Raw genomic sequence first — 26459 nt, forward strand, 5'->3', positions numbered from 1 at the left:
GCCCGCCCAAACTGGCTTTTTTTTGGGGGGGGCCGGCCCCTTTTCCGCGCGCCCCCCAAACGCCCCCGACCTATCTCGTCTTCTTCAACATGGCGAGCGGCGATGCCGCCACCATGATGGGCCCGCTGGCCGGCACGCTGCTGGCGATTTCGGCCGGCTCGGTGTTCATGGGCGCCAACTCCTATATCGGCAATGCACCGAATTTCATGGTCAAGGCGATTGCCGAGGAGATGAATGTGAAGATGCCGAGCTTCTTCGGCTACATGGCCTGGAGCTGCGGCATCCTGCTGCCCTGTTTCGTGATTGTTACCCTGCTGTTCTTCATGTCCTGATCGCGGCAGGACCGCAGCAGGGTTGCCATCGGCGGTTGCGATCCCCATATCGCGTCGCAAGACACACGACGCGATAATCACACCGGGGGCGCGCCGCGATGCCAGCCAGTCTTTCTTCTGCCTTTGCCATCATCCTGCTGCTGTGCAGCTTCGCCGCGCCGGCGCAGGCCGCCGCCATCGACGGCGCCAGCCTCAGCCTGCTCTGGGGCCTGCCCTTTGCCGGCATCCTGCTGTCGATTGCGCTGTGTCCGTTGCTGGCGCCGTCTTTCTGGCATCACCACTACGGCAAGATCGCCGCCTTCTGGGGCCTCGCCTTCCTGCTGCCGTTCGCGCTGCGCGACGGCATCGGCCCGGCCACGCATGTGGTTCTTGAAGTGGCACTGCATGAATACCTGCCCTTCACCATCCTTCTGCTGGCGCTGTTCACCATTGCCGGCGGCGTGCGCATCATGGGCAACCTGCATGGTTCGCCCAGCCTGAATACCGGACTTCTCGCCGCTGGCACGGTGCTGGCCAGCTGGATGGGCACCACCGGTGCCGCCATGCTGCTGATCCGGCCGCTGATCCGCGCCAACGACAACCGCAAACACAATGTGCATGTCGTCGTGTTTTTCATTTTCCTGGTCGCCAATGTCGGCGGTGCACTGACGCCGCTCGGCGATCCGCCGCTGTTCCTCGGCTTCCTCAACGGCGTGCGCTTCTTCTGGACCATGGAGGCGCTGTTCGCTCCCACGCTGCTGCTCGGCATGATCCTGCTGGCGCTGTTCTACGTGATCGACCGCCACTACTACATCAAGGAGGGCATCACCCGCGATCCGACGCCGGATACCGCAATCGGCATCGAGGGTGGCGTCAACATCTTCCTGCTGGCCGGCGTGATCGGCGCCGTGCTGCTGTCGGGCACCTGGACGCCCGACTGGAGCCTGTCTGTCGGCGGCGTGGAGGTGAAACCGCAGAATCTGACGCGCGATGTCATCCTGCTGGGACTCGCCGGTGTCTCGCTGCTGATCACCAGCCGGGCGACGCGCGACGGCAACGGCTTCAACTGGGAACCGATCCTGGAAGTGGCCAAGCTGTTTGCCGGCATTTTCCTCACCATCGTGCCGGTGATCGCCATCCTGCGCGCCGGCACCGACGGCCAGTTGCGCGACCTGATCGCGCTGGCCACCGGCCCGGACGGCGCGCCGCGCGACGAGATGTATTTCTGGCTGACCGGCCTGCTGTCGGCCTTTCTCGACAATGCGCCGACCTATCTGGTGTTCTTCCACATGGCCGGCGGCGATGCCGCCGCGCTGATGGGGCCGCTCGCCACCACGCTGCTGGCGATCTCGATGGGCGCGGTCTACATGGGGGCGCTGACCTATATCGGCAATGCGCCGAATTTCATGGTCAAAGCCATCGCCGAACAGTCGGGCGTCCGCATGCCGAGCTTTTTCGGCTACATGCTGTGGAGCTTCCCGCTGCTGCTGGTGCCGTTTGCGCTGATCACCTGGCTCTGGTTCCTGTAAGGCGGGAACCGACAGACGGTCATCGGACTTTCATTGTCGATAAAGCCGAGTCGGGTTAGACTGAACCCGATTCGGTCGGAGCTTCGGCACCCGGGCCGGACCGGCCAAATACCGGAGTTTGCAAAGGAGGATCGGCCATCGCAAACACCACGACGCGCAAGCGCGCTACTGCAACCGCCGGCAGCAAGCCCAAGGTTGCATCCAAGTCCAAGACTCCCGCCGCTGCCAAGAAACCGGCTGCTGCGAAGCAAAAAAAGAGCAAGACGGTTACGACGTCAGTAACCAAGGCCGCCAAGGCCGCGAGCAAAACCCCGGCAGCCAAAGCGAAAACCGCGAAAAAGACAGTCCAGAAAGCGGAAAAGGCCGCCGCCCGCAAGGCAACCCTGCCTGCCGCGGTGGTCAAGCTGCATCAGATGATCCTCAAGTCGCTGGATGACGACAAGGCCGAAGAGGTGGTCTCGATCGAGCTCGCCGGCAAATCCACGATTGCCGATTACCTGGTGATCGCCTCGGGCCGCTCCTCGCGCCAGGTCGGCGCCATCGCCGAGCATCTGGTCGAGAAGATTTCCAGGGAAACCGGCCGCAAGGTGCGCGCCGAGGGCAAGGCGGTGGGCGACTGGGTGCTGATCGATACCGGCGACATCGTCGTGCATATCTTCCGCCCCGAGGTGCGCAGCTTCTACAATCTGGAAAAAATGTGGGGCGGCGCCGCGATCCCCGAACCTGCGGCAGCCTGACGACTCCTTGTCGGCCTGCCGGGCTGACGGCATGAAGATTGCCCGATGAAGATTACGATTGCCTGCGTCGGCAAGGCCGGCCGCGCCAAGCATGATGCCGCCCAGAGCCTGCTGGAAGGCTATCGTGAGCGGCTGCCCTGGCCGGTCAGCATCCGCGAGGTGGAAGACCGCAAGCAGGGCGGCACGGCGGCCGAGCGCAAAAGCCGCGAGGCCGCACTGCTGCTGGCCGCCCTGCCCAAGGGTGCCGTGGTCGTGGCACTGGACGAGCGCGGCAAAAGCCTGACCAGCCGCCATTTTGCCGATCTGCTGGCGCAGTGGCGCGATCATGGCGAGGCCGAGATCGCCTTCCTGATCGGCGGCGCCGACGGGCTGGACCCCGCCCTGGTGTCAAAAGCGCGACTGACGCTCTCGCTCTCTGCCATGACCTGGCCGCATTTGCTGGCCAGGGTCATGCTGCTGGAACAGCTCTACCGGGCTTGGAGCCTGCAGACCGGGCATCCCTATCATCGTGATTAACCGCCGGAATCGGGGTTTTCGATCAGTGTGATGGGAAAGCCCGGCGTGACGGGCGGGCTGGTCTGCGCTATGTATAAACCTTAGAAACCTTAGCCTTTTCGTCGAAGCCATGACCCAGAGCCAAAACCGCCGCAAGCCCGTCGTCCTCTGCATCCTGGACGGCTGGGGCCTGCGCGACGATCCGACCGACAATGCGCTGGCCCAGGCGCGGCTGCCGAACTATCGCCGCCTGCTGGAAACCCGCCCCTTTGCCAGGGTGGGCACCTCGGGCCGCGATGTCGGGCTGCCGGATGGCCAGATGGGCAATTCCGAAGTCGGCCATATGAATATCGGCGCCGGGCGCATCGCCGTGCCAGATCTGGGCCGCATCGACAACGCGGTGGCCGACGGCACGCTGCAGGATAACCCGGCCCTCACCGGCCTGATCGCCAAACTGAAGCAGAGCGGCGGCGCGCTGCACCTGCTCGGTCTGCTGTCGGATGGCGGCGTGCATTCACATCAGGACCATATGGCGGCCGTGGCGAAAATCTTTTCCGCTGCCGGCATCAAGGTGAGCATCCACATGTTCGCCGATGGTCGCGACACGGCGCCGAAAAGCGCGCTGAATTTCCTGAAAATCTTCCGCCAGCAGATCGGCGATGCGACCAACGTGTCCTTCGCCACCGTGTCGGGCCGCTTCTTCGCCATGGATCGCGACAAGCGCTGGGAGCGCGTGAGCCAGGCCTATGAGGCGCTTGTCGACGGCAAGGGCAAGACCGCCGCCAGCGCCGAGGCCGCCGTCGAACAGGGCTATGCCGCCGACGAGAGCGACGAGTTCATCGCGCCGACCGCCATGGATGGCTTCACCGGCATGCAGGACGGCGACGGCCTGCTGATGGCAAATTTCCGCGCCGACCGGGCGCGCGAGATTCTCACCGCCCTGCTCGATCCGCATTTCGACGGCTTCAATCGCGGCCGCGTGGTGACGTTTGCCGGCGCCGTGGGCCTGACCGAATATTCCACCGCGCTAAATCCTTTCCTCGCCACGGCTTACGCGCCGGTGCGCTATCCCAATGTGCTGGGTGAAGTGCTGGCCAATGCCGGCAAAACCCAGCTGCGCATCGCCGAGACCGAGAAATACGCCCATGTCACCTTCTTCATGAATGGCGGCGAGGAGCAGCCGTTCGCCGGCGAGGACCGCATTCTCGTTCCTTCGCCGAAGGTGAAGACCTATGACCTGCAGCCGGAGATGTCGGCGCCGGAACTGACCGACAAGCTGACCGCCGCGATCACGTCGGGCCAGTACGATCTGGTCATCGTCAACTACGCCAATCCCGACATGGTGGGCCATACCGGCTCGATGCCCGCCGCGATCAAGGCGGCCGAGACGATCGATGCCTGCATCGGCAAACTGGAAAAGGCCGTGACCGAGATGGATGGCGTGATGCTGATCACCGCCGACCACGGCAACCTGGAAGAAATGCGCGACCGCGTCAGCGGCCAGGCCCATACCCAGCACACCACCAATCCGGTGCCGCTGCTGCTGGTCGGCCCGCGCACGGATGCCTATGGTCTGAAGGACGGCCGGCTCTGCGACATCGCGCCGACGCTGCTGCATTTCCTCGGGCTCAGGCAGCCGGCCGAAATGACCGGCCACATCCTGGCCGTTGCCGGCACAACCCAGACCGCTGCCCGCCGCCTTGCGTAAACTGATCCTTCCGCTCGCTGCAGCGGCGCTCCTTGGAGCGCTGCTGGGGCCGGTGAACAGCATTGCGCAGCCGGCCGCACCCCAGCAGGAATTGCAGGATGTGCAAAAGCGCCTGCAGGAAAGCCGCGAGCGCGAGCGCGAACTGGGCCGCGAAGCTGCCAAACTGGCGCAAAAGCAGCGCGATCTGCAAAAGAAACTGGTCGCTGCAGCCAGAAAGCTGCAGGCGCAGGAAGATCTGGTCTCGCAGAGCGAGGACAAGCTGGCCGGCCTGCTGGCCGACGAGGCCGCCGCCCGCGAGGCGCTGGAGGCCCGGCGCGGCGAGCTGGCGCAGACCCTGGCCAGCCTGGCGCAACTGAGCCGCCAGCCGCCGGAAGCCATGGTGCTGGCGCCCGGTTCGGCCCTCGACATGGTGCGGGCCAGCCAGCTGATGGCCGCCCTGGTGCCCGAGATCGAGAACCGTGCCACTGCCCTGCGCGACGAACTGACCCGTCTGGCCCGGCTGCGCCAGGGCGTCGCCGCCGAACAGGAGCGCCTGGGCAAGGCGATTGCCCAGCTTGACCATGAGCGCCGCGACCTCGAATTCCTGCAGGCCGAAACCACGGCTGCTGCCGCACAAACGGCGGAAGAGCGCGATTCCGCCCGCGAAACCAGCGGCCAGCTGGCCACCCAGGCCAAGGATCTGCGCGCCCTGGTGGACCGCCTGCTGGAGCAGGAGCGACGCGAAAGCGAGCGGCGGGCCGCCGAGGCGCGGGCCAAAATTCCACCCAAAGGCGGCGGCACCCCGGATCCGCCGGAAGCTTATGCTGCCCTGGAGGGTAGTGCCGCCCTGCCGGCGCGCGGGCGGATCGTGGGGCGCTTCGGGCAATCGGATGAAAACGGCGTGCCGTTGCGCGGAATCCGCATCGAGGCGCGCGCCGGCGGGCAGGTGATTGCGCCTGCTGACGGCAAAGTGATGTTCGCCGGGCCCTTCCGTGGCTACGGGCAACTCTTGATTATCGCCCATGGCGGTGGGTACCATAGCCTATTGGCGGGATTTGGACGGATCGACCGCTCTGTCGGTCAATGGGTGCTTGCCGGCGAACCGGTCGGCCTGTTGGCCAACTCCCCAGGCGAAAAACCCGTCCTATATCTCGAACTGAGGCGCAAAGGCGAAACGGTCAACCCGTTACCCTGGCTGGCCTCGGGCGACAGAAAGGTGAGCGGCTGATGCGCAATTTCCTCCTCGGCGGTGTCTGTGCTTTCGCACTGATGGGATCGGTGGCGCTGTTTGCCGCGCCAAGCAAGGTCGGCGGCCTGCAGGCCAACGAGACCTATCGTCAGCTCAACCTGTTCGGCGAGATCTTCGAACGGGTGCGCAACGACTATTACAAGGAGACCAAGGACGAGGAGCTGATGGAGCATGCCATCAACGGCATGCTCTCGTCGCTGGACCCCTACTCGGTCTACATGCCGCCGCGCAGCTTCCAGGAAGCGCGCGTGCAGACCCGCGGCGAATTCGGTGGCCTGGGGATCGAAGTGACCCAGGAGAACGGCCTGATCAAGGTAGTGTCGCCAATCGACGACACGCCGGCGCAAAAGGCCGGCGTGCTGCCCGGCGATCTGATCACCCATCTGGACGGCGATCCGGTGATGGGCAAGTCGCTGCAGGAATCGATCGAAAAGATGCGCGGTGCGCCTAACACCAATATCGTGCTGACCGTGCGGCGCGGTGCCGCCGACGCGGCCAAGAACTTCGACATCAAGATCACCCGCGCGGTGATCAAGACCCGGGTGGTGCGCGCCCGTCGCGAGGGCGAGTTCGCCTACCTGCGCATCTCGTCCTTCAACGAGCACACCACGCAGGACATGGCCGCCGCCATCGACAAGCTGAAGGCCGAGATCGGCCCCGAGCTGAAGGGCTATATCATCGACCTGCGCGATAATCCGGGCGGCCTGCTCGATCAGGCCATCTCGGTGTCCGACAGCTTCCTGAACCAGGGCGAGATCGTGTCGACCCGTGCGCTGCGCGCCACGGCCGATGAAGGCCAGCGCTACAATGCCAAACGCGGCGACCTCGCCGACGGCAAGCCGATGGCGGTGCTGATCAACGGCGGCTCGGCCTCCGCATCCGAAATCGTTGCCGGCGCCCTGCAGGATCATCATCGCGCCGTTCTGGTGGGCAACACCACTTTCGGCAAAGGCCTGGTGCAGACCATGATCCCGCTCGGCGAATTCGGCGGCATGAAGCTGACCACGGCGGGCTATTTCACGCCGTCTGGCCGTTCGATCGACAAGGTCGGCATCTCGGCCGATGTGGAAGCCTGGAACGAGCGCGACCGCCAGATCGCTGCGGCGCTGAAAGAGCGCCGGCAGATGACCGACACGCGCCAGACCGAGGAAGACAAGGCCGACAAGCAGGAACCGACCCAGGTGACGCCGCCGCACCAGGTGCCGACGCCGGGCCAGGACGGTCCCGATCTGGTGCTGCAGGCCGCGCTGGAAGTGCTGCGCGCGCCGCCCAAGCCGACCGCGCGCAAATGATTCGACTGGGCGACGGATCAGCAGAACGCTGAGACAACGCGATGGCAGCCAAACTGCATGCCGATCCGGATGACCGGGCGATGGAGGCAGGATCGAAGCCAGGCCTGCTCAAGCGCCTGTTCGGCGGCAGGAAAAAGAAACCCGCCGCCGGCGAAATGAATGGCGGCAGCGACGACATGTTGGCCGGAGACGGCATGCTTGCTGTCGATGAAGATGCCGACCTGATCCAGACCATCACCGGCGAAGACCAGATGCCGCCGGAGCCGCCGCGCCGCCGCGGTATGAAGCACCGGATCACGACCTTTTTCCGCATCATCGGCCTGATCCTGTGGCCACCCTTCCTGCGCGGCGACCTGCGCACGGTGAACCGCCGGCTGCTGATGGCCGCCTGGACAATCGTGCTGTTTGCACTCGCCGCCGGCGGCGGCTGGCTGGTCACCACCGGCGAGAAGCTCGCCTTCCTGCCTGGCTCGGAAGTCGTGATCGGCGTCGGTCGCCTGGTATTGCCGCCCGAAGCGCGGCTGGCACAGGACCAGAAGGCCAGCACCGCAGCGCCGCCGCCTGTCGTCGGCCGGTTGCCCAGCGGCCTGCTGGTGGCGCCAGACCCGACCCTGGCGGAACCGACCCCGCGCGGCCTGATCCCCAAGATCGGCGCCGACGGACGGCAGCCCTGGAGCGCCTATGCGCGCCCCTTTGACGAACCGGCGACACGGCCGCGACTGGCTATCGTGCTGCATGACATGGGCCTGAACGCGCAGCTCACCATGCTGGCCGCCGAACGGCTGCCGCCGGCGATCAGCTTTGCCTTCAGCCCCTATGCGCCCGATCTGGCCGTTCAGGTGGATATGGCGCGCACCGCAGGGCATGAGGTGCTGCTCGGACTGCCGATGGAACCATTCGATTATCCGGCCAGCGATCCCGGCCCCTATACCCTGCTGACATCGCTGAGCGAGCAGGAGAATACGCGGCGGCTCGACTGGGTGCTGGCACGCGCGCCCGGCTATATCGGCTTCAGCAACCTGATGGGCGGCAAATACACCTCATCGCCCGAGCACATGCGCATCATCGCCACCAGGCTGAAGCAGCGCGGCCTGATGTTCGTCGATGCGCGCACGGCACCGCGCAGCGTGGCGGCGCGTATCGTGCGCGAGGCCGGCGGCGTCTATGCCTTCGTCAACCGCCAGATCGACGCCCAGCCGACTGCGCAACTGATCGATGCGCGGCTGGAAGAGCTGGAACGCACGGCGCGCAGCAGCGGCATCGCCATCGGTGGTGCCCTGCCCTATCCCGTCACGCTCGACCGGCTGCTCGCCTGGAGCAGCGGGCTGGAAGCCAAGGGGATTGCGCTGGCGCCGGTCTCTGCCATCGCCAATCGCCAGACGCCGGAGTAAAGGGTTCATCATGACGAGTGCAGCCGACAGCGACGCGCGGCCCTATCGCGATGGCGTGGGCGTTGCTCTACTTAATGCCGATGACATGGTTTTCGTCGGTCAGCGCATCGACCAGACCGCCGAAGCCTGGCAGATGCCGCAGGGCGGCATCGATCCCGGCGAAGACCCGCTGCAGGCCGCCCTGCGCGAGATGGAGGAAGAAATCGGCGTGCCGGCGACTCTGGCCGAGGTGATCGCGGAAAGCCGCGGCTGGCTCAGCTATGATCTGCCGCGCGACCTGGCCGACAAGGTGTGGAAGGGCAAATACCGCGGCCAGCGTCAGAAATGGTATCTGGCACGTTTCAAGGGCCGTGACAGCGACATCAACATCCAGACCGCGCATCCGGAATTCAACCAGTGGCGCTGGCTGCCGTTCCGGCAGCTGCCAGAGATGATCGTGCCGTTCAAACGGCCGATCTATGAGCTGATCGTCGCCGAATTCGCCGACCGCGTCCGCACCTGAAGCCGGGAAAGCATCAATGAACAAAGGCGACATCCTGCTGCTGCATGGAGCCTTTGTCGGTGGCTGGGTATTCGAGCGGCTGCGCGGCGAACTGAACCGGCGCGGCTGGCGCACGCATGCGCCCGACCTGCCCTTCCATGGCAGCGAATTCGCCGCCGCGCCGCCGCATCCCGATCTGGCGCGCCAGGGCCTGGCCGACTATCGCAATGCCATGGCCGCCGAGATCCATCGCATCACCCGGTCTTCGTCGCTGGCTTCGCATCCGGCGCCGGTGCTGATCGGCCACTCGCTCGGCGGCCTGCTGGCGCAGCAGCTGGCGGCACAGAATCTGGCCTGCGCCGCCGTGCTGCTGGCGCCGGTGGCGCCATGGGGCACGCTGCCGCACAGCAAATGGGAGCTGGAAACCGTTGCCGGACTGCTGAAGGCCGGCAGTCTCACGCGCAAAGGCCTATCACCCGATTTCGAGATTGCGGCGCATTACTCGATGGATCGCATCCCGCCGGCGCTGCAGCGCGACATCTTCGCCCGCATGGTGCCGGAATCGGGCCGCGTGCTGTTCGAGACCCTGCTGTGGTGGCTCGACTGGCATGCCGCCAGCCATGTTGCGGCCCATCGCATCCAGGTACCGCTGCTGGTGATCGGCGGCAGCGACGACAAGGTGACGCCGGCAGCCACCTGCCGCGCGGTGGCGCGGCAGTATCCCGGCCGCGCCGTGTTTCGCGAGATTCCCGATCTGAGCCACATCATCTTCGGCGAACCGAAGGAAGACGAAGTGATCGCTCTGGTCGCCGACTGGCTGGATGACCACGCCCAGTGAGGCGGCAGGTCCGGTGACGCAGTCAGCCCGGTGGGGTCTCCACCGGCACGCCGCAGCCCAGAACGATATTCACCGTTTCGCCATCCGTGGATAACGGCAGCAGAACAGCCTGGAAGCGGCGGCGCTGATCGCCGACCAGATAGTCGTAGGACAGCGTGCGCATCTGGCCATCGGTCACGACACCGCGATACAGCGCCAGCAATTCGTCGCGGAAACCGACATTGGCGATATCCTCCAGCCAATGTCCGGTCAGGTCGCCGCCGTGATAAAAGACGAATTCGGTACCGAACAACCGATAGCGGAACCGCATGCCGCCCTCGGTATCGCGCACCACGTCCACCATCAGCAGGTATCCGAGCAGGGCTTTCAGTTCGAGCGGATCGAAATCGGCGCGCGCCGGGTAGCGGCGTCCGCGCCGCTTGTTTGCCCAATATCCGGCAAGGCCGACCAGCCTGGCATCCAGATCGGATTCGGCGACCGGCGTTATGTGCCGTATTCCTGATTGAGCGCTTCGCCCCATGGATACAAGCCTAGCCTGATCGCCGAAATCGGCAACAGGCTTTGACGTCGCAACGGCCTGCAACCGGTCGCCGGCGCTTAGTATATCGCGACGGGTAGGCCGCTGCTGAGGATCATGTCGATGCCCCGGCCGTCGCTGGCGAGCGGCAGGATCACCGCCTGGAAGCGATGCCGCCGGCTGTCCAGCATATAATCATAAGACAGCATCGGGGTTGCGGCAGTGGCGACGACATGATTGTAAAGGCCGACCAGCTGCTGGCGATAGACCGCATTGCCGATCTCGTCGACCCAGCGCCCGGTCAGGTCGCCGCCATGATAGAAGATGAACTCGGTCCCGAACAGCCGATAGCGGAACCGCTGCTGTCCATCAGGCTGCGGCACCACATCGATCAGATTGATATTGCCGAGCAGGCTGCGCAGGTCGAGCGGATCGATATCGGCTCGCGACGGTAACCGCCCGACGCGACATTTGTCACGCCAGTATTGCAGCAGGTTCTGGAGACGGGGATCGAGCTCCGATTCCGGAATCGGGCCCTGCGGTGGCGGTGTCGACGGAGCGACCGTTTCAATCATGCCGCATCATTCTAGGCTCATGGGCGGCGCTGGCAATGTCGAAACGAAATAATGTCGACTCGCGGTCAGGACAAACGGCTAAACCGCCGCCAGGGCCAGGCGTTTCTGGCGCCACTGCAGCATGCGCCAGACCAGCGCGGCGAAGCCGCGGCTGAACACGCCCTGGGGATCGAGGCCGCAGGCCTTCAGCGCCATGCTCAGGCCGCGCTGGATATGACCGAAGCGGTAGACCTTGCTGGCGCGCAACTCGTAGGCCGCGCTCTGCTGTTCGCGATCGTAGCTGCCTTCGCAGCCGTTGCCGCACCAGTAGGCCATCGCCAGCTCATCGTCACTGGCCTCCTGCATGCGGCCCAGCGCGATGGCAAGCCGGCGCAGGCGACCCATCGGACGGGTCTTCTGATAGCGCTGCAGATGATCGTAAAACAGTTTGTAATGGCGGAATTCATCGGCGGCGATCTTGCCGGCCACGATTTTCAGCACCGGTTCGTCGGTGGCGTCGCGGATCGCACTGTAAAAGCTGGACGTGCCGCATTCGACCACGCAGCGGGCCACCAGTTCGCCATTGCGACTGCCGCGCACCGAGGCCGTCGCCTCCAGCGGCAGGCGATAACCTTCGGTGAAACGCCGCATCGCCAGATCCGGGTCGAAGACCGGATCGGCCAGCCGGGCCCAGCGTGCCAGCGCGGCGCCATGCTGCCGCTCCTCAATGCCCCATTGCCGCACCACGGCGCAGAATTCGGCATCGTCGGCGAAAACGTTGCAGAGATAAGTGACGTAATCGTCGGCGTTATGCTCAACCAGGGCAGCGGCCTTCACGGCACGCAGCAGCTCGGGATCGACCCGGGCGGGGTTGAAGGCATCCCACGGAATATCGTCGAGCGTCCAGGAACCGGCCATGTCCATCTATTTAGCCATCGGTCATAAAATTGCAACTCTTGTAGTGTCGCGCTAAGTACCGGTTAATACGCCATTCTTGGCGAAAATACGGCGACACAACGGTGACTTTCATGGCCGACGGCATCCTCTATCACAATCCGCGCTGCTCCAAATCGCGCCAGGCGCTGGCCATCCTCAAGGCCAGCGGACTGGAGCCGCAGATTGTCGAATACCTGAAAACCCCGCCCGATGCGGTCACCCTGCAGCGCCTGCTCGGCCAGCTTGGCCTGAAGGCAAAAGACGTGCTGCGCGCAAAGGAAGCCGTGGCGGCCGGCATCGACCCCGACGCCAGCGAGGGCGTCCTGATCGCCGGTCTGGCCGCCCACCCCGAAGCGCTCGAACGGCCGATTTTCGTGCGTAAGGGCAAGGCCGTGCTCGGGCGTCCGCCGGAAAAGGTGCTGGAAATTCTTTAGTCCGCTGGCCTTGGCTCAAGCCGCGCGCTAGGTTTGTCAGCATACAAACGGAAGCGCCCCCTCGCCATGACCGATAAATCGATCGATGCGCCCGCCCCGGCGGTTGCAGCTGCCAGCGGCATTTCCGCCTATTCGCTTGGCCTGCTGGCGCTGCTGACCTTCTTCTGGGGCATCAACTGGCCGATCATGAAGATCGCTCTCGCGGAAATGCCGGTCTTCACCTTCCGTGCGCTGTGCCTGGGAGGCGGCGCCATCGGCCTGTTCGCCATCGCGCTGCTGAAACGTATGCCGCTTGGCATTCCGCGCGGCCATGTCTGGCATCTGGTGTGGATCAGCCTGTTCAACATCACCGGCTGGAATGTCTTCGTGCTCTACGGCCTGTCGATGCTGCCGGCTGGGCGCACCACCATTCTCGCCTTCACCATGCCGCTGTGGCTGATCCCGATGAGCGTGCTGCTGCTGCATGAGCGGCTGACCGGCTGGAAGCTGGCGGGCCTGGGCATCGGCCTCACCGGCCTGATCGTGCTGGTGGGCGGTGAATGGGAAGCGATGGCGGCGGCACCGCTCGGCGTGCTGCTGGTGCTGGCGGCCGCGGTATGCTGGGCGATCGGCACCATGCTGACCAAGCTGTGGCTGGTGCCGATGACGGCGGTGCCCTTCGTCGGCTGGCAGATGGTGCTGGGCGGCATCCCGATCTTCGTTCTGGCGCCGCTGCTGGAATTCGACCGCTGGTATATCTATTCCTTCTGGCCGTGGATGGCGGCGCTCTACAACGCCACGGTCTGCTTCGTCTTCTGTTATTGGGCCTGGAATGTGCTGGTGCGCGTGCTGCCGGCCGGCATCAGCGGGCTTTCGACGCTGATGATCCCGGTCGTGGGCGTGTTTTCCTCCATGCTGATGCTGGGCGAGCAGCCGCGCTGGCCGGAATTCGCCGCATTGGCGCTGGTTGCCGTCGCACTCGGGATGATCCTCAAGCCGGCGCGGTCTTAATCAAAGACTGGCGGCTGTCGCCTACTCGGCCGCCTCGGTTGCGCGCACGGCTTCAACCCTCGCCGCACAGAACTTGAATTCCGGAATCTTGCCGAAGGGATCGAGCTGCGGGTTGGTCAGCAGGTTGGCCGCTGCCTCGAAGAAGGCAAAGGGGATGAATACCATGCCCTCGGCCACGTCGCGGTCGATGCGGCATTTCAACTCAATGGCGCCGCGCCGGGTGGAGACGCGGATATGCTGGCCGGCGGCCACGCCGAGCCTGCCGGCATCGCGCGGATGCAGCATGGCAATCGCCTCGGGTTCCAGCGCATCGAGCTGGCTGGCGCGGCGCGTCATCGCACCGGTATGCCAGTGTTCCAGCAGGCGGCCAGTGGACAACACCATCGGATACTGCGCGTCGGGCAGTTCGGCCGGCGGCGACACCTTCGTCGTCACGATGCGGGCGCGGCCCGACGCCGTGGGGAAACCGTCACCGAAAATGATCTCCTGCCCGTGCGGATAGGTGACGGCACCTTCGCTTTCCAGCCGGTCCCAGGTGATGCCGGCAAGCGAGGGCATCAGGGAGGCCATCTCGGCATAGACATCCTTCGGATGCGCGTAAAGCCAGTTCAACCCCATGCGCTGCGCGATCGCCTGCACCAGCTGCCAGTCCTGTCGTGCCTCGCCAGGCGGATGTAAAGCGGCCCGGCCGATCTGCACGCGGCGGTCGGTGTTGGTGAAGCTGCCGTCCTTTTCGGCGAAGGCCGAAGCCGGCAGGATCACATCGGCATGGAAAGCGGTCTCGGTGAGGAAGATATCCTGCACCACCAGATGATCGAGTTTGGCCAGCGCCTCGCGCGCATGCGTGGCGTCGGGGTCCGACATGGCCGGATTCTCACCCATGATATACATGGCACGGATCTCGCCCTGCAGGATGGCCGTCATGATCTCGACCACCGTGAGGCCGCGTTTCGGCGCGATATGCGCACTCACCGGGCCCGGACCCCAGACCGCCTCGAAAGCCGCGCGCTTCGCCACGTCTTCCACCGACTGGTAGTCCGGCAGCACCATGGGGATGAGGCCCGCATCCGAAGCCCCCTGAACATTATTCTGGCCGCGCAGGGGATGCAGGCCGGTGCCGGGCCTGCCGACCTGGCCGGTGATCAGGCCCAATGCGATCAGGCAGCGGGCATTATCAGTGCCATGCACATGCTGCGACACGCCCATGCCCCAGAAGATCAGCGAGGCTTTCGAGGTGGCATACATCCGTGCCACGTCACGCAGCACATCGGGTGCGATGCCGCAGAGCGGGGACATCGCTTCCGGTGTCGCGTCCTTCACGGCCAGTTCCAGGTCGGGGAAGCCGTCGACGAAACGCTGGATATAGGCCGGATCGGTCAGGCCTTCGGTGATGATGACGTTAAGCAGTGCATTGAGCAGCGCCACATCGGAGCCCGGCTTGAAGCGCAGATGGTGGGTGGCGAATCTGGTCAACGCCTGGCCGCGCGGATCCATCACGATCAGGCGCGCGCCATTCTGCCGCACGGCATTCTTGATGAAGGTCGCCGCCACCGGATGATTGATGGCGGGATTGGCGCCGATCACGATGATGACCTCGGCATCCATGGCGGCCGCGAACGGCGCGGTGACGGCGGCCGAGCCGACGCCTTCCATTAAAGCCGCCACCGAAGAGGCGTGGCACAGCCGGGTGCAGTGATCGACATTGTTGGTGCCGAAGCCCATGCGCACCAGCTTCTGGAACAGATAGGCTTCCTCGTTCGAACCCTTGGCCGAGCCGAAGCCGGCCATCGCCTGCGGACCCACGCTGTCGCGCACTTTCACCAGGCCGGCGGCCGCGCGTTCCAGCGCCTCGTCCCAGCTCGCTTCGCGGAAATGCGTATACGGGTTGGCCGGATCGACGATATCCTCGCCCTGCTTGGGCACGCCATCCTTGCGGATCAGCGGCCGGGTCAGACGATGCGGATGGTTGATGTAGTCGAAGCCGAAGCGGCCCTTGACGCAAAGCCGGCCGCGATTGGCCGGGCCATCCTTGCCGGTGACATACTGGATCCTGTCATCCTTGACGTGATAGGTGAGCTGGCAGCCGACCCCGCAGAAGGGGCACAGGCTGTCGACCGCCGTAGTGGCCTTCTCGACAGCATGGTTATGTTCATCCACCAGAGTGGCCGGCAGCAGCGCGCCGGTCGGGCAGGCCTGCACGCATTCACCGCAGGCCACGCAGGTGCTGTTGCCCATCGGGTCATTGAAATCGAACACGATCTCGCTGTGATGGCTGCGAAACGCCATGCCGATCACGTCGTTGCCTTGCACCTCGCGGCAGGCCCGCACACAGAGATTGCACTGGATGCAGGCATCCAGATTGACCGCCATGGCGCCATGGCTGCGGTCCGATGCCGGCTGATGATCGCGCGCCGGGAAGCGGCTTGCGGTGACATTCAGCGCCTCGGCCCAGTGCCAGAATTTCGAGTCCGGATCATGCGTGTCGGTGCGTTTCGGCTGATCGGCAACCAACAGCTCCAGCACCAGCTTGCGCGCCGTGGCGGCCCGCTCGCTGGCGGAGACCACTTTCATGCCCTCGGTCGGCGCGCGCTTGCAGCTCGGCGCCAGCACGCGCTCGCCCTCGATCTCCACCATGCAGGCACGGCAGTTGCCGTCGGCGCGGTAGCCCGGCTGCGGCGTGTAGCACAGATGCGGGATATCGGTGCCAAGACGCTTCGCCACCTGCCAGATGGTCTCGCCCGGCTGAGCCTCGACCGGTTTTCCGTCGAGATGGAAGCGGATCATCTGAACCGCTCCAGCACGCTGAGCAGCGGATTGGGCGCCGCCTGGCCGAGACCGCAGATCGAGGCATCGCGCATCACCTGCGCCAGATCGCGCAGCAGCGGCTCATCCCATTTCGGCTGTGCCATCAGCGTGGCGGCCTTTTCGGTGCCGACGCGGCAGGGCGTGCACTGGCCGCAGGATTCATGGCGGAAGAACTTCATCAGGTTGAGTGCGGCATCCTTCACGTCGTCCTGGTCCGACAGCACGATGACAGCGGCCGAGCCGATGAAGCAGCCGTATTTTTCCAGGGTGCCGAAATCGAGCGGAATGTCGTTCATGCTGGCGGGCAAAATGCCGCCCGAGGCGCCGCCGGGCAGATAGGCCATGAATTGATGGCCCGGCAACATGCCACCGCTGTAATCCTCGATCAGTTCGGTGATCGTCAGTCCGGCCGGGGCCAGCTTGACGCCGGGATTGCGCACGCGGCCCGAGACCGAATAGCTGCGCAGGCCGCTGCTGCCGTTGCGGCCGTGGCTGTTCCACCAGGCGGCGCCCTTGTCGGCAATCGCCGCCACCCAGTAGAGCGTCTCGACATTGTTGATCAGGGTCGGCCTGCCGAACAGGCCGACCTGGAAGGGATAGGGCGGCTTCTGGCGCGGCAGGCCGCGCTTGCCCTCGATGCTTTCCAGCATCGCCGATTCCTCGCCGCAGATATAGGCGCCGGCGCCACGCCGCAGTTCGATGCGCAGATCACCAAGCAGCCCGGCTTCGCGCAGGGCCTGCAGTTCATCGGCCACCACGACATGCAAGGCGGGATACTCGTCGCGCAGATAGATATAGGCCGCGTCCGCCTCGATCACATGCGCGGCGATCAGCAGGCCTTCGAGGAAGCCATGCGGATCGGCCTCAAGAAACCAGCGGTCCTTCAGCGTGCCGGGTTCGCCTTCGTCACCGTTCACCGCCAGCAGGCGCGGCCCAGGCTGCGCCAGCAGCGCGCGCCACTTCCGCGCCGTGGGGAATCCGGCGCCGCCCATGCCACGCAGATTGGCCGTCTCAAGCTCGGTCAGCAGCGCCTCGCGCGTCAGCGCGCCGCTGCGCAGCCTCGAAAGCACGGCATAACCGCCCTGGGTGCGATAGGCCGCGAGGCCTTTATATGGTGGCAGCACCGGCTGCACGGCGCGCTCTGCATGCGCCACCTGCACATGCTCCAGCGTGGCAGGTGCCAGCACGTTCCTGCCATAGGTGACGCAGGGGGCGCGGTCGCACTGGCCCATGCAGGGCGCACGCTCGATGCGCATATCCGGGCCAAGCGCTTCAAGCTGCGCGGCCAGTGCATCGGCGCCGGCCATGCAGCAGCTCAAGGAGTCGCAGATGCGCAGCGTCACCATGGCTGGCTCATCGCCCTCGACGATGCGGAAATGCGCATAGAAGGTGGCGGTCTCGAACACTTCTGCCAGCGGCAGGCGCATGGCTTCGGCCAGCGCCACCAGCAAAGCTGCCGGCAGATGGCCTTTCGCATCGTTGACCGCATGCAGATATTCGATCAGCAGATCGCGCCGGGCCGGATCGGGTGCAGTAATGGCGCGCAGCGCGGCATGATCGGCATCGGAGGCCTGGCGGCCGCGCGGCAAGGCACGGCCGGAACGGCCGCCACGATGCTGGCGGGGCGTGGGCGCAGCAATATTCATCTGTAAACGACGCTGGTCAAAGAACGGGCCGGCAATCATCCGCCCGCCAGGCGGCCGGATCAACACCGCAATCGTGTCGACCGATAGGGATTTCCTATCGTTATTCCGTTATTTGCAGGTCGCCGCCGAGCCGGCGCATCAGGTCGGCGAAACCGGGAAAGCTGGTCTCCATCACGCGGGCATCGTCGATGCCGACGCCGTCTTTTGCCGCCAGTCCGAGCACGAGGAAGGACATGGCGATGCGGTGATCCAGTTCGGTCTCGATGCTGGCGCCGCCCGGGACAATGCCCTGCGGCGGCCTGCCCTGGCCGCGAATCAGGATGCCGTCCTCGAATTCCTCCAGTTCAACGCCGCAGGCTTTCAGCCCGCGCGCCATCACCGCCAGCCGGTCGCTTTCCTTCACCCGCAGTTCCCTGGCGCCGCGCACGATGGTGTCGCCCTCGGCGCAGGCGGCGGCCACGAACAGGATCGGATATTCGTCGATCATGCTGGGGGCGCGTTCCGGCGGCACCGTGATGCCCTTGAGCGCGGAATGGCGGATGGTGATATCGGCCACCGGCTCGCCGCCTTCGCTGCGCTTATTCGTGAAGCTGAAATCGGCACCCATCTCCTGCAGCGTGGTGAACACGCCGGTGCGCAGCGGATTGAGGCCGACATTTTGCAAAGTAATCTCAGATCCCGGCACGATCAGCGCCGCCACCATCGGAAACGCTGCCGAGGACGGATCGCCCGGCACGGCAATCGTGGCGGGTTTGAATTCCGGCTGGCCGGTCAGGCGGATGATACGGCCGCCGCTTTTGGTCGGCTGCACATCCACGGTGGCGCCGAAATGGCGCAGCATGTGTTCGGTATGGTCGCGGGTCGGCTCGGGCTCGATCACCGTGGTGATGCCCGGCGCGTTCAGGCCGGCGAGCAGCACGGCGGTCTTGACCTGCGCCGAAGCCACCGGCAGTTCGTATTCGATCGGCAGTGGGTGTGCAGTCCCCACGACAGTGAGGGGAAGACGCCCGCCGCTGCGGCCGACGAAGCGCGCGCCGATGCGCTGCAGCGGCTCGACCACGCGGCCCATCGGGCGGCGGCGCAGCGAGGCATCGCCGGTGAAGGTGGCGGCGAAATCGTGGCTGGCGACCAGGCCCATGACCAGGCGGGCGCCGGTGCCGGCATTGCCCATATCGAGCACGTCGGCCGGTTCGCTCAGCCCCCCCACGCCGACGCCCCAGACCGTCCAGTTGCCGTCTCCCAGCCGTTCCACCTCGGCGCCCATGGCGCGCATGGCGGCGGCGGTGCGCAGCACGTCCTCGCCCTCCAGCAGGCCGCTGACCCGGGTTTCGCCCACGCTGAGCGCCCCGAAAATCAGGGCCCGGTGGGAAATTGACTTGTCGCCCGGCACTTTAGCGGTGCCGGCAAGGCCTTTGGTGCCCGGCCGGGACCGGAGCGGGCGGGCTTTCTGGTCGGAACTGGCGGTCATGCGGGAAATGGTCCGGGCGGCAAACGGCGACAGTGAAAAATACCCGCCGTTAACGGGTTGACAGGGCGCGCTTCTTTAACACAATCGCGCCGCTCCGGCCAGCCGGCCGGCTGCCGCGTCCGGGCCCCCGTTTCCCGGCGCCGATACATGGAGATTTGCTCAATGGCTAAAGCCGAATGGGGCACCAAGCGCCGCTGCCTGAGTTGTGGCGCTGCATTCTACGATCTCGGCAAGTCGCCGATCCTGTGCCCGAAATGCGGTACCGAGTTCAATCCTGAAGCGGCCGTGAAATCGTCGCGCCGCCCGGCCAAGGTGGAAGAACCGAAGAAAGTCGTTCCCAAGCCGCCGGTCCCGGATGCCATCGACGATGAGGTTGAGGATACCGGTCTGGGCGACGACATCCTCGAGGATGCCGACGAGTTCGAGGAAGACGATGTCGCCGAGGAAATCGACGTCGAGACCCCAACCGACGAGACCGAAGAACGCTAAGAAATCGTGGCCCCTTTCGGGGCCACGAAGCACTTGCAAAGCAGCGGAGGGCGGCTTATGGTCCGCCCCCGCCGACGGACCCCGGGCAATCGCAAGAACGCCCTTAAGTCCGTGATTTTATGGGGCCATAGCTCAGCTGGGAGAGCGCCTGCATGGCATGCAGGAGGTCAGCGGTTCGATCCCGCTTGGCTCCACCAAATCCTTACCAGTGCCGGGTCCTTCCTGAGGACCGTCGAAAACGCCTGGCCTTGCGGCCGGGCGTTTTTCGTTACGGCAGCAGACACAGAATGCCGTAGCAGGCTCCCAGCCAGTCGCGGAACACGAAATACAGCACGACATCGAGCGCCAGCAGGATCAGCAGGCCGGGCAACAGGGCGTATTTGAGGAAATAGACCAGGGCCCAGCGGGTAAACCGTGGCGCCGGGATCACCATGCCGTGGATGCGTTCAGGACGGGCCATGCGTCTGTTTATCCGAAAGCAGGACCGGCTCGATAGCCCCTGAACGCTAAGCCGGCCGCTTTACAGCCTGCGCCAGCCCCGCGAAGCTGGCAGCCATGACCGATCCGTCGCCCGGCCGCTCCACCTTTTCGACTGCCAGCCTGCTGCGGCGCGACTTCACGGCTGCCGACTGCCGGGAACCGGCCATCGGGCAGCTCTATGATTACTGGCGGAGCCGGCGCGGCACACACCGCTTTCCGGCACGCCAGGATCTCGATCCGATCGAGATGAAATATGCGCTGGGCGGCATCACGATTTTCGAGGTGCATCGCGATGTGCCGCATGCCGGCGGCTTTCGCTTTCGCTACCGCCTGATCGGATCAGCCATCGTGGCGCGCGACGGCTTCGACCATACCGGCCGCTGGCTCGACGAACTGCCGCTGCTGCAATACCGCGCGCTGCTGCTCGGCCGGCTCGAGATGCTGGCGCGCGATCCGGTGCCGCTGCTGGTGCACAACAAACAGTTCTACGATGAGCGCTGGTATGATTACGAAGCCATCTGGCTGCCACTCGCCAGCGATCATGAGCATGTCGACATGCTGATGGCCTGCCAGATTTTCGCCAGGCGGCCGTCCAGCCATGTCGGCCTGCCGGTGGCCTGACTGTCTGGATTCCGGGCGAGGCTTGCAGGACATGCAGCCTCTCCCCATATTCCCGCTTGCGCTCTGTGATTTCTCATCTGTCTGGTCATGCCCGATCCGCTTTCCAAAACCGCCGCCGCCCATCCGCCGGCCGAACTGATCTGGAATCCCGAACCGGAGGATTTCCGCGCAGCCGGCAGCGCGGCGGTCTATCGCTACTGGCTCGACCAGCGGCACGGCCGGCGCTTTCCCGGCCGCGCCGATATCGACCCGCTGGCAATGCGCGGCGCGCTGGGCAATATCGCGCTGATCGAGGTGCAGCATGACCCGCAGCGTTTCCGCATTCGCCTGGCCGGCACCTATCAGGCGCAGCGGCTCGGCTTCGACCCGACCGGCATGTGGCTCGACGAGCTGCCGGCACCGGAATACCGGCAGCTGCTGATCGACCGCCTGCAGGCCCTGCTGGCGCGGCCCGAGCCCCTGCTGGTGCGCAATCGCCAGCTGATGGATGACCGCTGGTACGACTACGAAACCATCTGGCTGCCGATGGCGAGCGACGGCGACAGCATCGACATGGTGATGGCCTGCCAGATTTTCGCCGACGCGCCCCAGGGCGGCTGAAGATCGATTGCTGAAGACCGGTGGATAGCGGCATCGGCGCTTGCCTCGGTGCTGCCGCCCCGGCATACCAGACGGCAGCATGACCACGGCATCCCTGCATCTCGAAGCCTGCACACAGCCGGCCGACTGGGCCGCGGCGCAGACCGCCCTGCGGCTCAGCGCGCTGGAACAGAGCTGGTGCTATGGCGCGGCCACGGCTGCGGTCACGCAGGGCAAGGTGCTGCCGGAACGCTGGCTGATCCGCCGCGCGGATGACAGTCTGGCCGGACTGGCGCAGGTCTTCGTGCGCCGCATTCCTCCATTCGGCCGCTTCGTGCGGCTGGTGCGCGGACCGCTTTTCGTGCCCGGACTGGCGCGCGCGGAGCGCGATGCGGCACTGGCGCTGATCCGCGCCGCTTATCCGTGGCGCCGGCGCTGCCTGCTGTGGTGGCTGCCGGAACTGAATGGCGGCGTGGAGTCCGAAGCAGCGATGGCCGAGCTCGGCATGCGACCGATGATGACCGGTTATTCCTCGATCCGTTACGACCTGCGGCCGGCGCCCGAGCGCCTGCGCAGCCAGCTCGACGGCAAATGGCGCAACACGCTCAAGACCGCCGAAAAATCCGCCCTGCTGATGGAAACCGCCAGCGTCGCCGCCGGCAGCTGGAATGCGGAGGCCTTCGCCGCGCTGCTGGGCGAGCATGCGCGCCACCGGCTGGAGGCCGGCTTCCTCGGCCCCGATGCGCGCTTCTATGCCGCCTTCACCGACGCGGTGAAAACAGCACCCAAAAACGGACTGGCCGGCGAGGATGCGCTGCTGGTCTGGGCCCATGCCGGCACCCATCTGGGCCGCGTGCGGCCGATTGCCGGCATCCTGGTGCTGCGGCATGGCAATGCCGCCACCTATGCGATGGGCTGGAGCAACGAGGCCGGCCGGCTGGTGAAGGCGCATTACCGGCTGCTGTGGCAGGCGGTGCTGACGCTCCGCGCGCAGGGCGTCACCGATTTCGATCTCGGCGGCGTCGACACCCAGCGCGGCGCCGGCGTGGCCCGGTTCAAACTGGGCCTCAACGGGTCCGTTTTCACCCTCACCGGCAGCTATATGTAGGGTCGCTACAAACGCGGAATTGTGACAGCGGCACGGCCACTTAAAAAAATCCCCCGATAAACCGATCCGGGGGTCGATTCCGCTTGCATCGGGGGGGAAATGGCCCCATACCCCCCTCCCAGAGACTGTTTGGAAAGTTGCGAACTGGCCGTTGGCCCCTTACCGGAGCCAACCGGAACCACGGGGCTTTCCCAACAGTCTCTCTGCCAATCGGATACCCCCTTACTGTTACCGGGGGTGCACATTTTTCTCAGGATTGCGGACAGCAATCCCCGTGGTGGAGAGACAGTATGAGCAAGAACAACCTGAAGCCCGCCCTGCATGCCGTGCCGACCGACGAGGCCGCGGCCGAAGAGCATTTCATCTGCAAGGATGGCATGCGCTATGCCGGCATGCATCTGATCATCGATCTGTGGGGCGGCAAGCACCTGGATAACCTGGCGCTGGTGAAGCAGACGCTGACCGAGGCCGTGTCCGAGATCGGCGCGACTCTGCTCAATATCGACCTGCATCATTTCGAGCCCAATGGTGGCATCTCCGGCGTGGCCGTGCTGGCCGAGAGCCATATGTCGATCCACACCTGGCCAGAAAAGGGCTATGCAGCGCTCGACGTCTTCGTCTGCGGCGACTGCCAGCCGCAGAAGGCAATCCCGGTGCTGCGCCGCGCCTTCCTGCCCGACAACATCCAGTGCACCGAACTGAAACGGGGCCTGGTCCTGTGACCACCTGGTTCAACGAAACCCTCTACAAGGGCTTCCGCCAGAGTCACGAAGTCAGGAAGGTCCTCTTCGAGGGCAAATCGAAATACCAGCAGATCGGCGTGTTCGAGAGCGGCCGCTTCGGCCGCGTGCTCGCGCTGGATGGCGTGGTGCAGTGCACCGAGGGCGATGAATTCGTCTACCACGAGATGCTGACCCATCTGCCGATCCTGGCCCATGGCGCTGTGCAGTCGGTACTGATCATCGGCGGCGGCGACGGCGGCATCCTGGAAGAAGTGCTGAAGCACACGGCGATCAGGCGCGTCACCATGGTCGAGATCGACGGCGACGTGATCGAGGTCGCCAAGAAGTATCTGCCGAAAATCTGCGGCAAGGCATTCTCGGACAAGCGCACCAACCTGATCGTCGGCGACGGCGCCGCCTATGTGGCCGAGACGAAAGAGCGTTACGACCTGGTGATCGTGGATCGCCCGGATCCGGTCGGCCCGGCCACCGTGCTGTTCAGCGAAGGCTTCTACCGCAACTGCCGCCGCGTCATGAAGCCGAATGGCATTCTCGTCGCGCAGAACGGCGTGCCGCATATGCAGGGCCCGGAACTGACCGAAGCCGTGAAACTGTTCCAGAAGATCTGGGTGCAGTCCGGCACCTATCTGGCCGTGGTGCCGACCTATGTCTGCGGCTTCATGTCGATGACCTGGGCGTCTGACCGCGACATCACCGATGTCGATCCGCGCAAGGTCTTCGCCCGTTTCGACAAGGCGCGCCTGCCGGCGCTGAACTACTACAACCCGGAAATCCATTTCGGCGCGTTTGCCCTGCCCAATTTCGTCGCCCGCCTGCTGCCCATGCCGAAGAAAGCCGCAGCAAAGAAAGCGACGGCAAAGACGAAAACCGCGCCGAAGAAAGCTGCGAAGCCGCCGGCCCCGAAAAAGAAGACTGCGCCGAAGAAGAAGGCGAAGCGCTGAAGTTCAGTAGAAGCAGAAGCGAGTACCGACTTATCACCGCCCGCCGGCACGTCCGGCGGGCGTTTTGCTGTTCACGTCGCGCCACTCAAACCTTCATCGGCAGGATCACCATCGGCACGCCGCGCAGATGCAGCAGGCGCTGCAGCGACAATGCCGTGGTGTTGTGCAGCAGGCGGATGAAGACGTTGTCGTGGTGGAACAGCAGTTTCGAAGCGAAGAACACCGTGTTGGGATATTTCTTCAGCACCTCGCCGGCCAGCCTGTCGAGCTGGTCGACGGTTTCCGTGCCATAGGCAACATAGGCATCGCTGGCGATGCCGCGCCGCGCGCACCAGCTGGCAAAACGCTCCAGCCGCGCCTCGATCTCGGCCCGCATGCGCGCGAGCTTTTCCTGGCCATGGAACTGTTCGATATCGATCTCGCCCACGGTGATGAAAATCACGTTCCTGAACTGGTTTGGAAACAGCGTGAGCGCCGCCAGCAGGGTATGCATCGCCACGCCGTCGCGACTCCCTAAGAACAGCGCCGCGGTACGCGCCTTGGGATCGGGCACCAGATCCTGCCGCGGTGCCGCACTCTGGCCGTTGCCGAACAGGACATCGGCCTCGGCCAGCTGCCGGTTGATACCGTCGTAATGACGCTTGATCGCCAGGCCGACCAGGAAGACGAAACCGGTGGCCAGCACGGTGAACCAGGCGCCGTCGGCGAACTTCTCCACCAGCGTCACCAGCAGGATGCCGAAGGTGACGATGAAGCCGAGCAGCGACTGCGCCAGGCCGAACAACCAGCGCTTGCCCTCGCGGTGCGTGAGCCAGTAGCGGCACAGGCCGGCGAGGCAGAGCGAGAAAGTCAAAAACACGTTGATCGAATAGAGCACCACGAGGAGATGCACCTCGCCACCGGTGATCCACAGTGCGCCAACCGCCGCCAGGCCCATCACCACGATGCCGTCCTGCGTCACCAGGCGATCCGACAGCTGGCTGAACTGATGCGGCATCCAGCGGTCGACCGCCATATTGGCCAGCACCGCCGGGCCGCCGAGGAAGCCGGTATTGGCGGCGACGAACAGCAGGGCCGCGGCAAAGGCCAGCGTGACGGCGAGCAGCACCGGCACCAGATGGCCGCTGCCGAACAGCTCGGCCAGAACGGATTCGAACACCGTGGCATTCAGCGTACGGCCGTCCTGCTTGGTCACGCCCCAGAGCAGATAGAGCACGATCAGACCGGCAGCCGTAATCGCCAGCGACAGCGCCATATACAGCATGGTCCAGCGGCCGGTACGCACGCGCGGCTCGCGCAGCATGCCGACATTGTTCGATACCGCTTCGATGCCGGTATAGGTGCCGCCGCCCATGGCGAAGGCCTTCAGCAGCAGGGCGATCACGCCGATCATGCCGATCTCGGCCGAGAAGCTGCGCGTATCGGCGATGGTATCGGGAATCAGGGCCGGCAGGCTGCCGGCATGCAGGCCAATGCCGACCGCGATCAGCACCACATGGGTGAGCAGGAAGCCGAGGAACAGCGGCACCAGCAGCGCGATCGGTTCCTTCATGCCGCGCAGGTTCAGGCCGGTGAGCAGGGCCACGACAAAGAATTCGACCGGCAGCTTCCACATCTGCCAGTGCGGCGGCACCAGGCTGAACAGCGCATCGACGCCGCTCGCCACCGAGATGGCAATGGTGAGCACATAATCGATGATCAGCGCCGACCCCGACAGCAGGCCGGCATGGCTGCCGATCAGTTCGGTGGCGACCTTGTAACCACCGCCGCCATTGGGAAAAAGTTCGATCACCTGATTGTAGGCGAAAGCGATGATGAAAACGGTCAGCGCGGTGGCAACGGCGAGATAGAGCGCCAGATGCGTATGCTCGCCGAGCGCCAGGAAGGCTTCTTCCGGTCCGTAGTTGGCCGAGGACAGCCCGTCGGCACCGAGGCCGACCCAGGCCAGGAAAGCCGCCAGTGCGATATGCTGGCGCACCTTGGGAGAGAGCGGATCGAGCGGTGCGCCCAGAAACAGGCGCTTGAGCCTGTCCAGGCTCAGCCAGTGCATGGTCATGATGTCACAACGGGGGAGAGGGAGAGGCGGTTGCCTGTCGCAGGCATTCATGCGCGAATGCGGCGCGGATGCTCTGCCGGAA

General features: G+C 65.1%; 27 protein-coding genes and 1 tRNA gene. 19 read left to right on the forward strand and 9 right to left on the reverse strand.

Annotated elements, in window-relative coordinates; translation table 11 throughout:
- Both OJJ21_RS08385 and OJJ21_RS08390 read left to right on the forward strand, forming a co-directional pair.
- The coding region (locus OJJ21_RS08385) for a sodium:proton antiporter (RefSeq protein ID WP_297685043.1) at window positions 1–332 on the forward strand (332 nt) is incomplete at its 5' end.
- A 98-nt stretch (window positions 333–430) separates the two neighbouring features.
- Window positions 431–1840 carry a sodium:proton antiporter gene (locus OJJ21_RS08390; RefSeq protein WP_297685045.1) on the forward strand — a complete coding sequence of 470 codons (1410 nt, stop codon included), beginning with the start codon at window positions 431–433 and terminating at the stop codon, window positions 1838–1840.
- Window positions 1841–1895: 55 nt separating this feature from the next.
- On the opposite strand, the gene OJJ21_RS08395 is transcribed toward OJJ21_RS08390, so the two are convergent.
- Entirely contained in the window at window positions 1896–2243 is a 348-nt protein-coding gene (locus tag OJJ21_RS08395; RefSeq protein WP_297685047.1) for a hypothetical protein, read from the reverse strand.
- On the opposite strand from OJJ21_RS08395, the gene rsfS reads away from it, so the two are divergent.
- From rsfS to OJJ21_RS08435, 8 genes are all read left to right on the forward strand, one after another.
- Entirely contained in the window at window positions 2236–2577 is a 342-nt protein-coding gene (gene rsfS, locus OJJ21_RS08400; RefSeq protein ID WP_297685049.1) for a ribosome silencing factor, read from the forward strand. The genes OJJ21_RS08395 and rsfS overlap by 8 nt on opposite strands.
- Before the next feature lie 45 nt (window positions 2578–2622).
- Window positions 2623–3093, forward strand: a complete 471-nt coding sequence (locus OJJ21_RS08405) for a 23S rRNA (pseudouridine(1915)-N(3))-methyltransferase RlmH (RefSeq protein ID WP_297685051.1) — start codon at window positions 2623–2625, stop codon at window positions 3091–3093.
- 109 nt (window positions 3094–3202) lie between these two features.
- Entirely contained in the window at window positions 3203–4780 is a 1578-nt protein-coding gene (gene gpmI / locus OJJ21_RS08410) for a 2,3-bisphosphoglycerate-independent phosphoglycerate mutase (RefSeq protein ID WP_297685053.1), read from the forward strand.
- Window positions 4773–5987, forward strand: a complete 1215-nt coding sequence (locus tag OJJ21_RS08415; RefSeq protein ID WP_297685055.1) for a peptidoglycan DD-metalloendopeptidase family protein — start codon at window positions 4773–4775, stop codon at window positions 5985–5987. Before gpmI ends, OJJ21_RS08415 begins: the two co-directional genes overlap by 8 nt.
- The gene (locus OJJ21_RS08420) at window positions 5987–7300 is read left to right on the forward strand and encodes a S41 family peptidase (RefSeq protein ID WP_297685058.1); all 1314 of its coding nucleotides are present in this window, start codon (window positions 5987–5989) and stop codon (window positions 7298–7300) included. Before OJJ21_RS08415 ends, OJJ21_RS08420 begins: the two co-directional genes overlap by 1 nt.
- Before the next feature lie 41 nt (window positions 7301–7341).
- Window positions 7342–8691 (forward strand): divergent polysaccharide deacetylase family protein, encoded by a 1350-nt coding sequence (locus tag OJJ21_RS08425; RefSeq protein ID WP_297685060.1) that lies wholly within the window; start codon window positions 7342–7344, stop codon window positions 8689–8691.
- A gap of 10 nt (window positions 8692–8701) precedes the next feature.
- Entirely contained in the window at window positions 8702–9193 is a 492-nt protein-coding gene (locus OJJ21_RS08430) for an RNA pyrophosphohydrolase (RefSeq protein ID WP_297685062.1), read from the forward strand.
- A gap of 16 nt (window positions 9194–9209) precedes the next feature.
- Window positions 9210–10010 carry an alpha/beta fold hydrolase gene (locus OJJ21_RS08435; RefSeq protein ID WP_297685064.1) on the forward strand — a complete coding sequence of 267 codons (801 nt, stop codon included), beginning with the start codon at window positions 9210–9212 and terminating at the stop codon, window positions 10008–10010.
- A 22-nt stretch (window positions 10011–10032) separates the two neighbouring features.
- Here the strand turns inward: OJJ21_RS08435 and OJJ21_RS08440 are convergent, their stop codons facing one another.
- The 3 genes from OJJ21_RS08440 to OJJ21_RS08450 form a co-directional block, all read right to left on the reverse strand.
- The gene (locus tag OJJ21_RS08440; RefSeq protein ID WP_297685066.1) at window positions 10033–10530 is read right to left on the reverse strand and encodes a PAS domain-containing protein; all 498 of its coding nucleotides are present in this window, start codon (window positions 10528–10530) and stop codon (window positions 10033–10035) included.
- Between the two features lie 77 nt (window positions 10531–10607).
- Window positions 10608–11102, reverse strand: a complete 495-nt coding sequence (locus OJJ21_RS08445; protein ID WP_297685068.1) for a PAS domain-containing protein — start codon at window positions 11100–11102, stop codon at window positions 10608–10610.
- 78 nt (window positions 11103–11180) lie between these two features.
- A complete protein-coding gene (locus OJJ21_RS08450) occupies window positions 11181–11999 on the reverse strand; it encodes a ferritin-like domain-containing protein (RefSeq protein WP_297685070.1) in 819 nt (272 codons plus the stop codon).
- Window positions 12000–12109: 110 nt separating this feature from the next.
- Here OJJ21_RS08450 and arsC point away from each other — a divergent pair, with 110 nt between their 5' ends.
- Entirely contained in the window at window positions 12110–12451 is a 342-nt protein-coding gene (arsC, locus tag OJJ21_RS08455) for an arsenate reductase (glutaredoxin) (RefSeq protein ID WP_297685072.1), read from the forward strand.
- Between the two features lie 66 nt (window positions 12452–12517).
- Window positions 12518–13441 (forward strand): DMT family transporter, encoded by a 924-nt coding sequence (locus tag OJJ21_RS08460; protein ID WP_297685074.1) that lies wholly within the window; start codon window positions 12518–12520, stop codon window positions 13439–13441.
- A 21-nt stretch (window positions 13442–13462) separates the two neighbouring features.
- On the opposite strand, the gene fdhF is transcribed toward OJJ21_RS08460, so the two are convergent.
- From fdhF to aroA, 3 genes are all read right to left on the reverse strand, one after another.
- Window positions 13463–16225 carry a formate dehydrogenase subunit alpha gene (gene fdhF, locus OJJ21_RS08465; RefSeq protein WP_297685076.1) on the reverse strand — a complete coding sequence of 921 codons (2763 nt, stop codon included), beginning with the start codon at window positions 16223–16225 and terminating at the stop codon, window positions 13463–13465.
- Window positions 16222–17892, reverse strand: a complete 1671-nt coding sequence (locus OJJ21_RS08470) for an NADH-ubiquinone oxidoreductase-F iron-sulfur binding region domain-containing protein (protein WP_297685078.1) — start codon at window positions 17890–17892, stop codon at window positions 16222–16224. Before OJJ21_RS08470 ends, fdhF begins: the two co-directional genes overlap by 4 nt.
- 100 nt (window positions 17893–17992) lie before the next feature.
- Complete coding sequence (gene aroA, locus OJJ21_RS08475; protein ID WP_297685080.1) at window positions 17993–19360, reverse strand: 3-phosphoshikimate 1-carboxyvinyltransferase; 1368 nt, start codon at window positions 19358–19360, stop codon at window positions 17993–17995.
- Between the two features lie 162 nt (window positions 19361–19522).
- Between aroA and OJJ21_RS08480 the strand changes: the two genes are divergently transcribed.
- Window positions 19523–19849 carry a TIGR02300 family protein gene (locus tag OJJ21_RS08480; protein ID WP_297685082.1) on the forward strand — a complete coding sequence of 109 codons (327 nt, stop codon included), beginning with the start codon at window positions 19523–19525 and terminating at the stop codon, window positions 19847–19849.
- Between the two features lie 121 nt (window positions 19850–19970).
- Window positions 19971–20046: transfer RNA gene (locus tag OJJ21_RS08485), tRNA-Ala, on the forward strand.
- Between the two features lie 71 nt (window positions 20047–20117).
- On the opposite strand, the gene OJJ21_RS08490 is transcribed toward OJJ21_RS08485, so the two are convergent.
- On the reverse strand, window positions 20118–20309 hold the full coding sequence (locus OJJ21_RS08490) for a hypothetical protein (RefSeq protein WP_297685084.1): 192 nt from the start codon (window positions 20307–20309) through the stop codon (window positions 20118–20120).
- Window positions 20310–20404: 95 nt separating this feature from the next.
- Here OJJ21_RS08490 and OJJ21_RS08495 point away from each other — a divergent pair, with 95 nt between their 5' ends.
- The 5 genes from OJJ21_RS08495 to speE all read left to right on the forward strand — a co-directional run bounded on the left by OJJ21_RS08495 (window position 20405) and on the right by speE (window position 24321).
- Entirely contained in the window at window positions 20405–20950 is a 546-nt protein-coding gene (locus OJJ21_RS08495) for a PAS domain-containing protein (RefSeq protein ID WP_297685087.1), read from the forward strand.
- A gap of 87 nt (window positions 20951–21037) precedes the next feature.
- Window positions 21038–21550: a PAS domain-containing protein gene (locus tag OJJ21_RS08500; protein ID WP_297685089.1), complete on the forward strand. Its 513-nt coding sequence runs from the start codon at window positions 21038–21040 to the stop codon at window positions 21548–21550.
- A gap of 79 nt (window positions 21551–21629) precedes the next feature.
- Complete coding sequence (locus OJJ21_RS08505) at window positions 21630–22637, forward strand: peptidoglycan bridge formation glycyltransferase FemA/FemB family protein (protein ID WP_297685091.1); 1008 nt, start codon at window positions 21630–21632, stop codon at window positions 22635–22637.
- A gap of 290 nt (window positions 22638–22927) precedes the next feature.
- Complete coding sequence (gene speD, locus OJJ21_RS08510) at window positions 22928–23359, forward strand: adenosylmethionine decarboxylase (protein WP_297685093.1); 432 nt, start codon at window positions 22928–22930, stop codon at window positions 23357–23359.
- Window positions 23356–24321, forward strand: coding sequence for a polyamine aminopropyltransferase (gene speE / locus OJJ21_RS08515; protein ID WP_297685095.1), 966 nt, complete (start codon window positions 23356–23358; stop codon window positions 24319–24321). Before speD ends, speE begins: the two co-directional genes overlap by 4 nt.
- An 85-nt stretch (window positions 24322–24406) precedes the next feature.
- Here speE and OJJ21_RS08520 read toward each other — a convergent pair whose 3' ends face one another.
- Window positions 24407–26377 (reverse strand): APC family permease, encoded by a 1971-nt coding sequence (locus OJJ21_RS08520; protein ID WP_297685097.1) that lies wholly within the window; start codon window positions 26375–26377, stop codon window positions 24407–24409.
- Window positions 26378–26459: the final 82 nt, after the last annotated feature.

Source organism: Ferrovibrio sp. (genome assembly GCF_025869515.1).
GTDB lineage: Bacteria > Pseudomonadota > Alphaproteobacteria > Ferrovibrionales > Ferrovibrionaceae > Ferrovibrio.

What these genes read in the sequence shown, in the direction of transcription:
- OJJ21_RS08495 (WP_297685087.1), top strand. Translation starts at nt 20,405, where the DNA reads ATGACCGATCCGTCGCCCGGCCGCTCCACCTTTTCGACTGCCAGCCTG.
- OJJ21_RS08420 (WP_297685058.1), top strand. Translation starts at nt 5,987, where the DNA reads ATGCGCAATTTCCTCCTCGGCGGTGTCTGTGCTTTCGCACTGATGGGA.
- OJJ21_RS08520 (WP_297685097.1), bottom strand. Translation starts at nt 26,377, where the DNA reads ATGACCATGCACTGGCTGAGCCTGGACAGGCTCAAGCGCCTGTTTCTG.
- aroA (WP_297685080.1), bottom strand. Translation starts at nt 19,360, where the DNA reads ATGACCGCCAGTTCCGACCAGAAAGCCCGCCCGCTCCGGTCCCGGCCG.
- OJJ21_RS08440 (WP_297685066.1), bottom strand. Translation starts at nt 10,530, where the DNA reads ATGGGGCGAAGCGCTCAATCAGGAATACGGCACATAACGCCGGTCGCC.
- OJJ21_RS08450 (WP_297685070.1), bottom strand. Translation starts at nt 11,999, where the DNA reads ATGGCCGGTTCCTGGACGCTCGACGATATTCCGTGGGATGCCTTCAAC.
- speD (WP_297685093.1), top strand. Translation starts at nt 22,928, where the DNA reads ATGAGCAAGAACAACCTGAAGCCCGCCCTGCATGCCGTGCCGACCGAC.
- gpmI (WP_297685053.1), top strand. Translation starts at nt 3,203, where the DNA reads ATGACCCAGAGCCAAAACCGCCGCAAGCCCGTCGTCCTCTGCATCCTG.
- OJJ21_RS08445 (WP_297685068.1), bottom strand. Translation starts at nt 11,102, where the DNA reads ATGATTGAAACGGTCGCTCCGTCGACACCGCCACCGCAGGGCCCGATT.
- OJJ21_RS08405 (WP_297685051.1), top strand. Translation starts at nt 2,623, where the DNA reads ATGAAGATTACGATTGCCTGCGTCGGCAAGGCCGGCCGCGCCAAGCAT.
- OJJ21_RS08460 (WP_297685074.1), top strand. Translation starts at nt 12,518, where the DNA reads ATGACCGATAAATCGATCGATGCGCCCGCCCCGGCGGTTGCAGCTGCC.
- OJJ21_RS08480 (WP_297685082.1), top strand. Translation starts at nt 19,523, where the DNA reads ATGGCTAAAGCCGAATGGGGCACCAAGCGCCGCTGCCTGAGTTGTGGC.
- arsC (WP_297685072.1), top strand. Translation starts at nt 12,110, where the DNA reads ATGGCCGACGGCATCCTCTATCACAATCCGCGCTGCTCCAAATCGCGC.
- OJJ21_RS08430 (WP_297685062.1), top strand. Translation starts at nt 8,702, where the DNA reads ATGACGAGTGCAGCCGACAGCGACGCGCGGCCCTATCGCGATGGCGTG.
- OJJ21_RS08490 (WP_297685084.1), bottom strand. Translation starts at nt 20,309, where the DNA reads ATGGCCCGTCCTGAACGCATCCACGGCATGGTGATCCCGGCGCCACGG.
- OJJ21_RS08425 (WP_297685060.1), top strand. Translation starts at nt 7,342, where the DNA reads ATGGCAGCCAAACTGCATGCCGATCCGGATGACCGGGCGATGGAGGCA.
- OJJ21_RS08505 (WP_297685091.1), top strand. Translation starts at nt 21,630, where the DNA reads ATGACCACGGCATCCCTGCATCTCGAAGCCTGCACACAGCCGGCCGAC.
- OJJ21_RS08435 (WP_297685064.1), top strand. Translation starts at nt 9,210, where the DNA reads ATGAACAAAGGCGACATCCTGCTGCTGCATGGAGCCTTTGTCGGTGGC.
- OJJ21_RS08470 (WP_297685078.1), bottom strand. Translation starts at nt 17,892, where the DNA reads ATGAATATTGCTGCGCCCACGCCCCGCCAGCATCGTGGCGGCCGTTCC.
- OJJ21_RS08500 (WP_297685089.1), top strand. Translation starts at nt 21,038, where the DNA reads ATGCCCGATCCGCTTTCCAAAACCGCCGCCGCCCATCCGCCGGCCGAA.
- fdhF (WP_297685076.1), bottom strand. Translation starts at nt 16,225, where the DNA reads ATGATCCGCTTCCATCTCGACGGAAAACCGGTCGAGGCTCAGCCGGGC.
- OJJ21_RS08390 (WP_297685045.1), top strand. Translation starts at nt 431, where the DNA reads ATGCCAGCCAGTCTTTCTTCTGCCTTTGCCATCATCCTGCTGCTGTGC.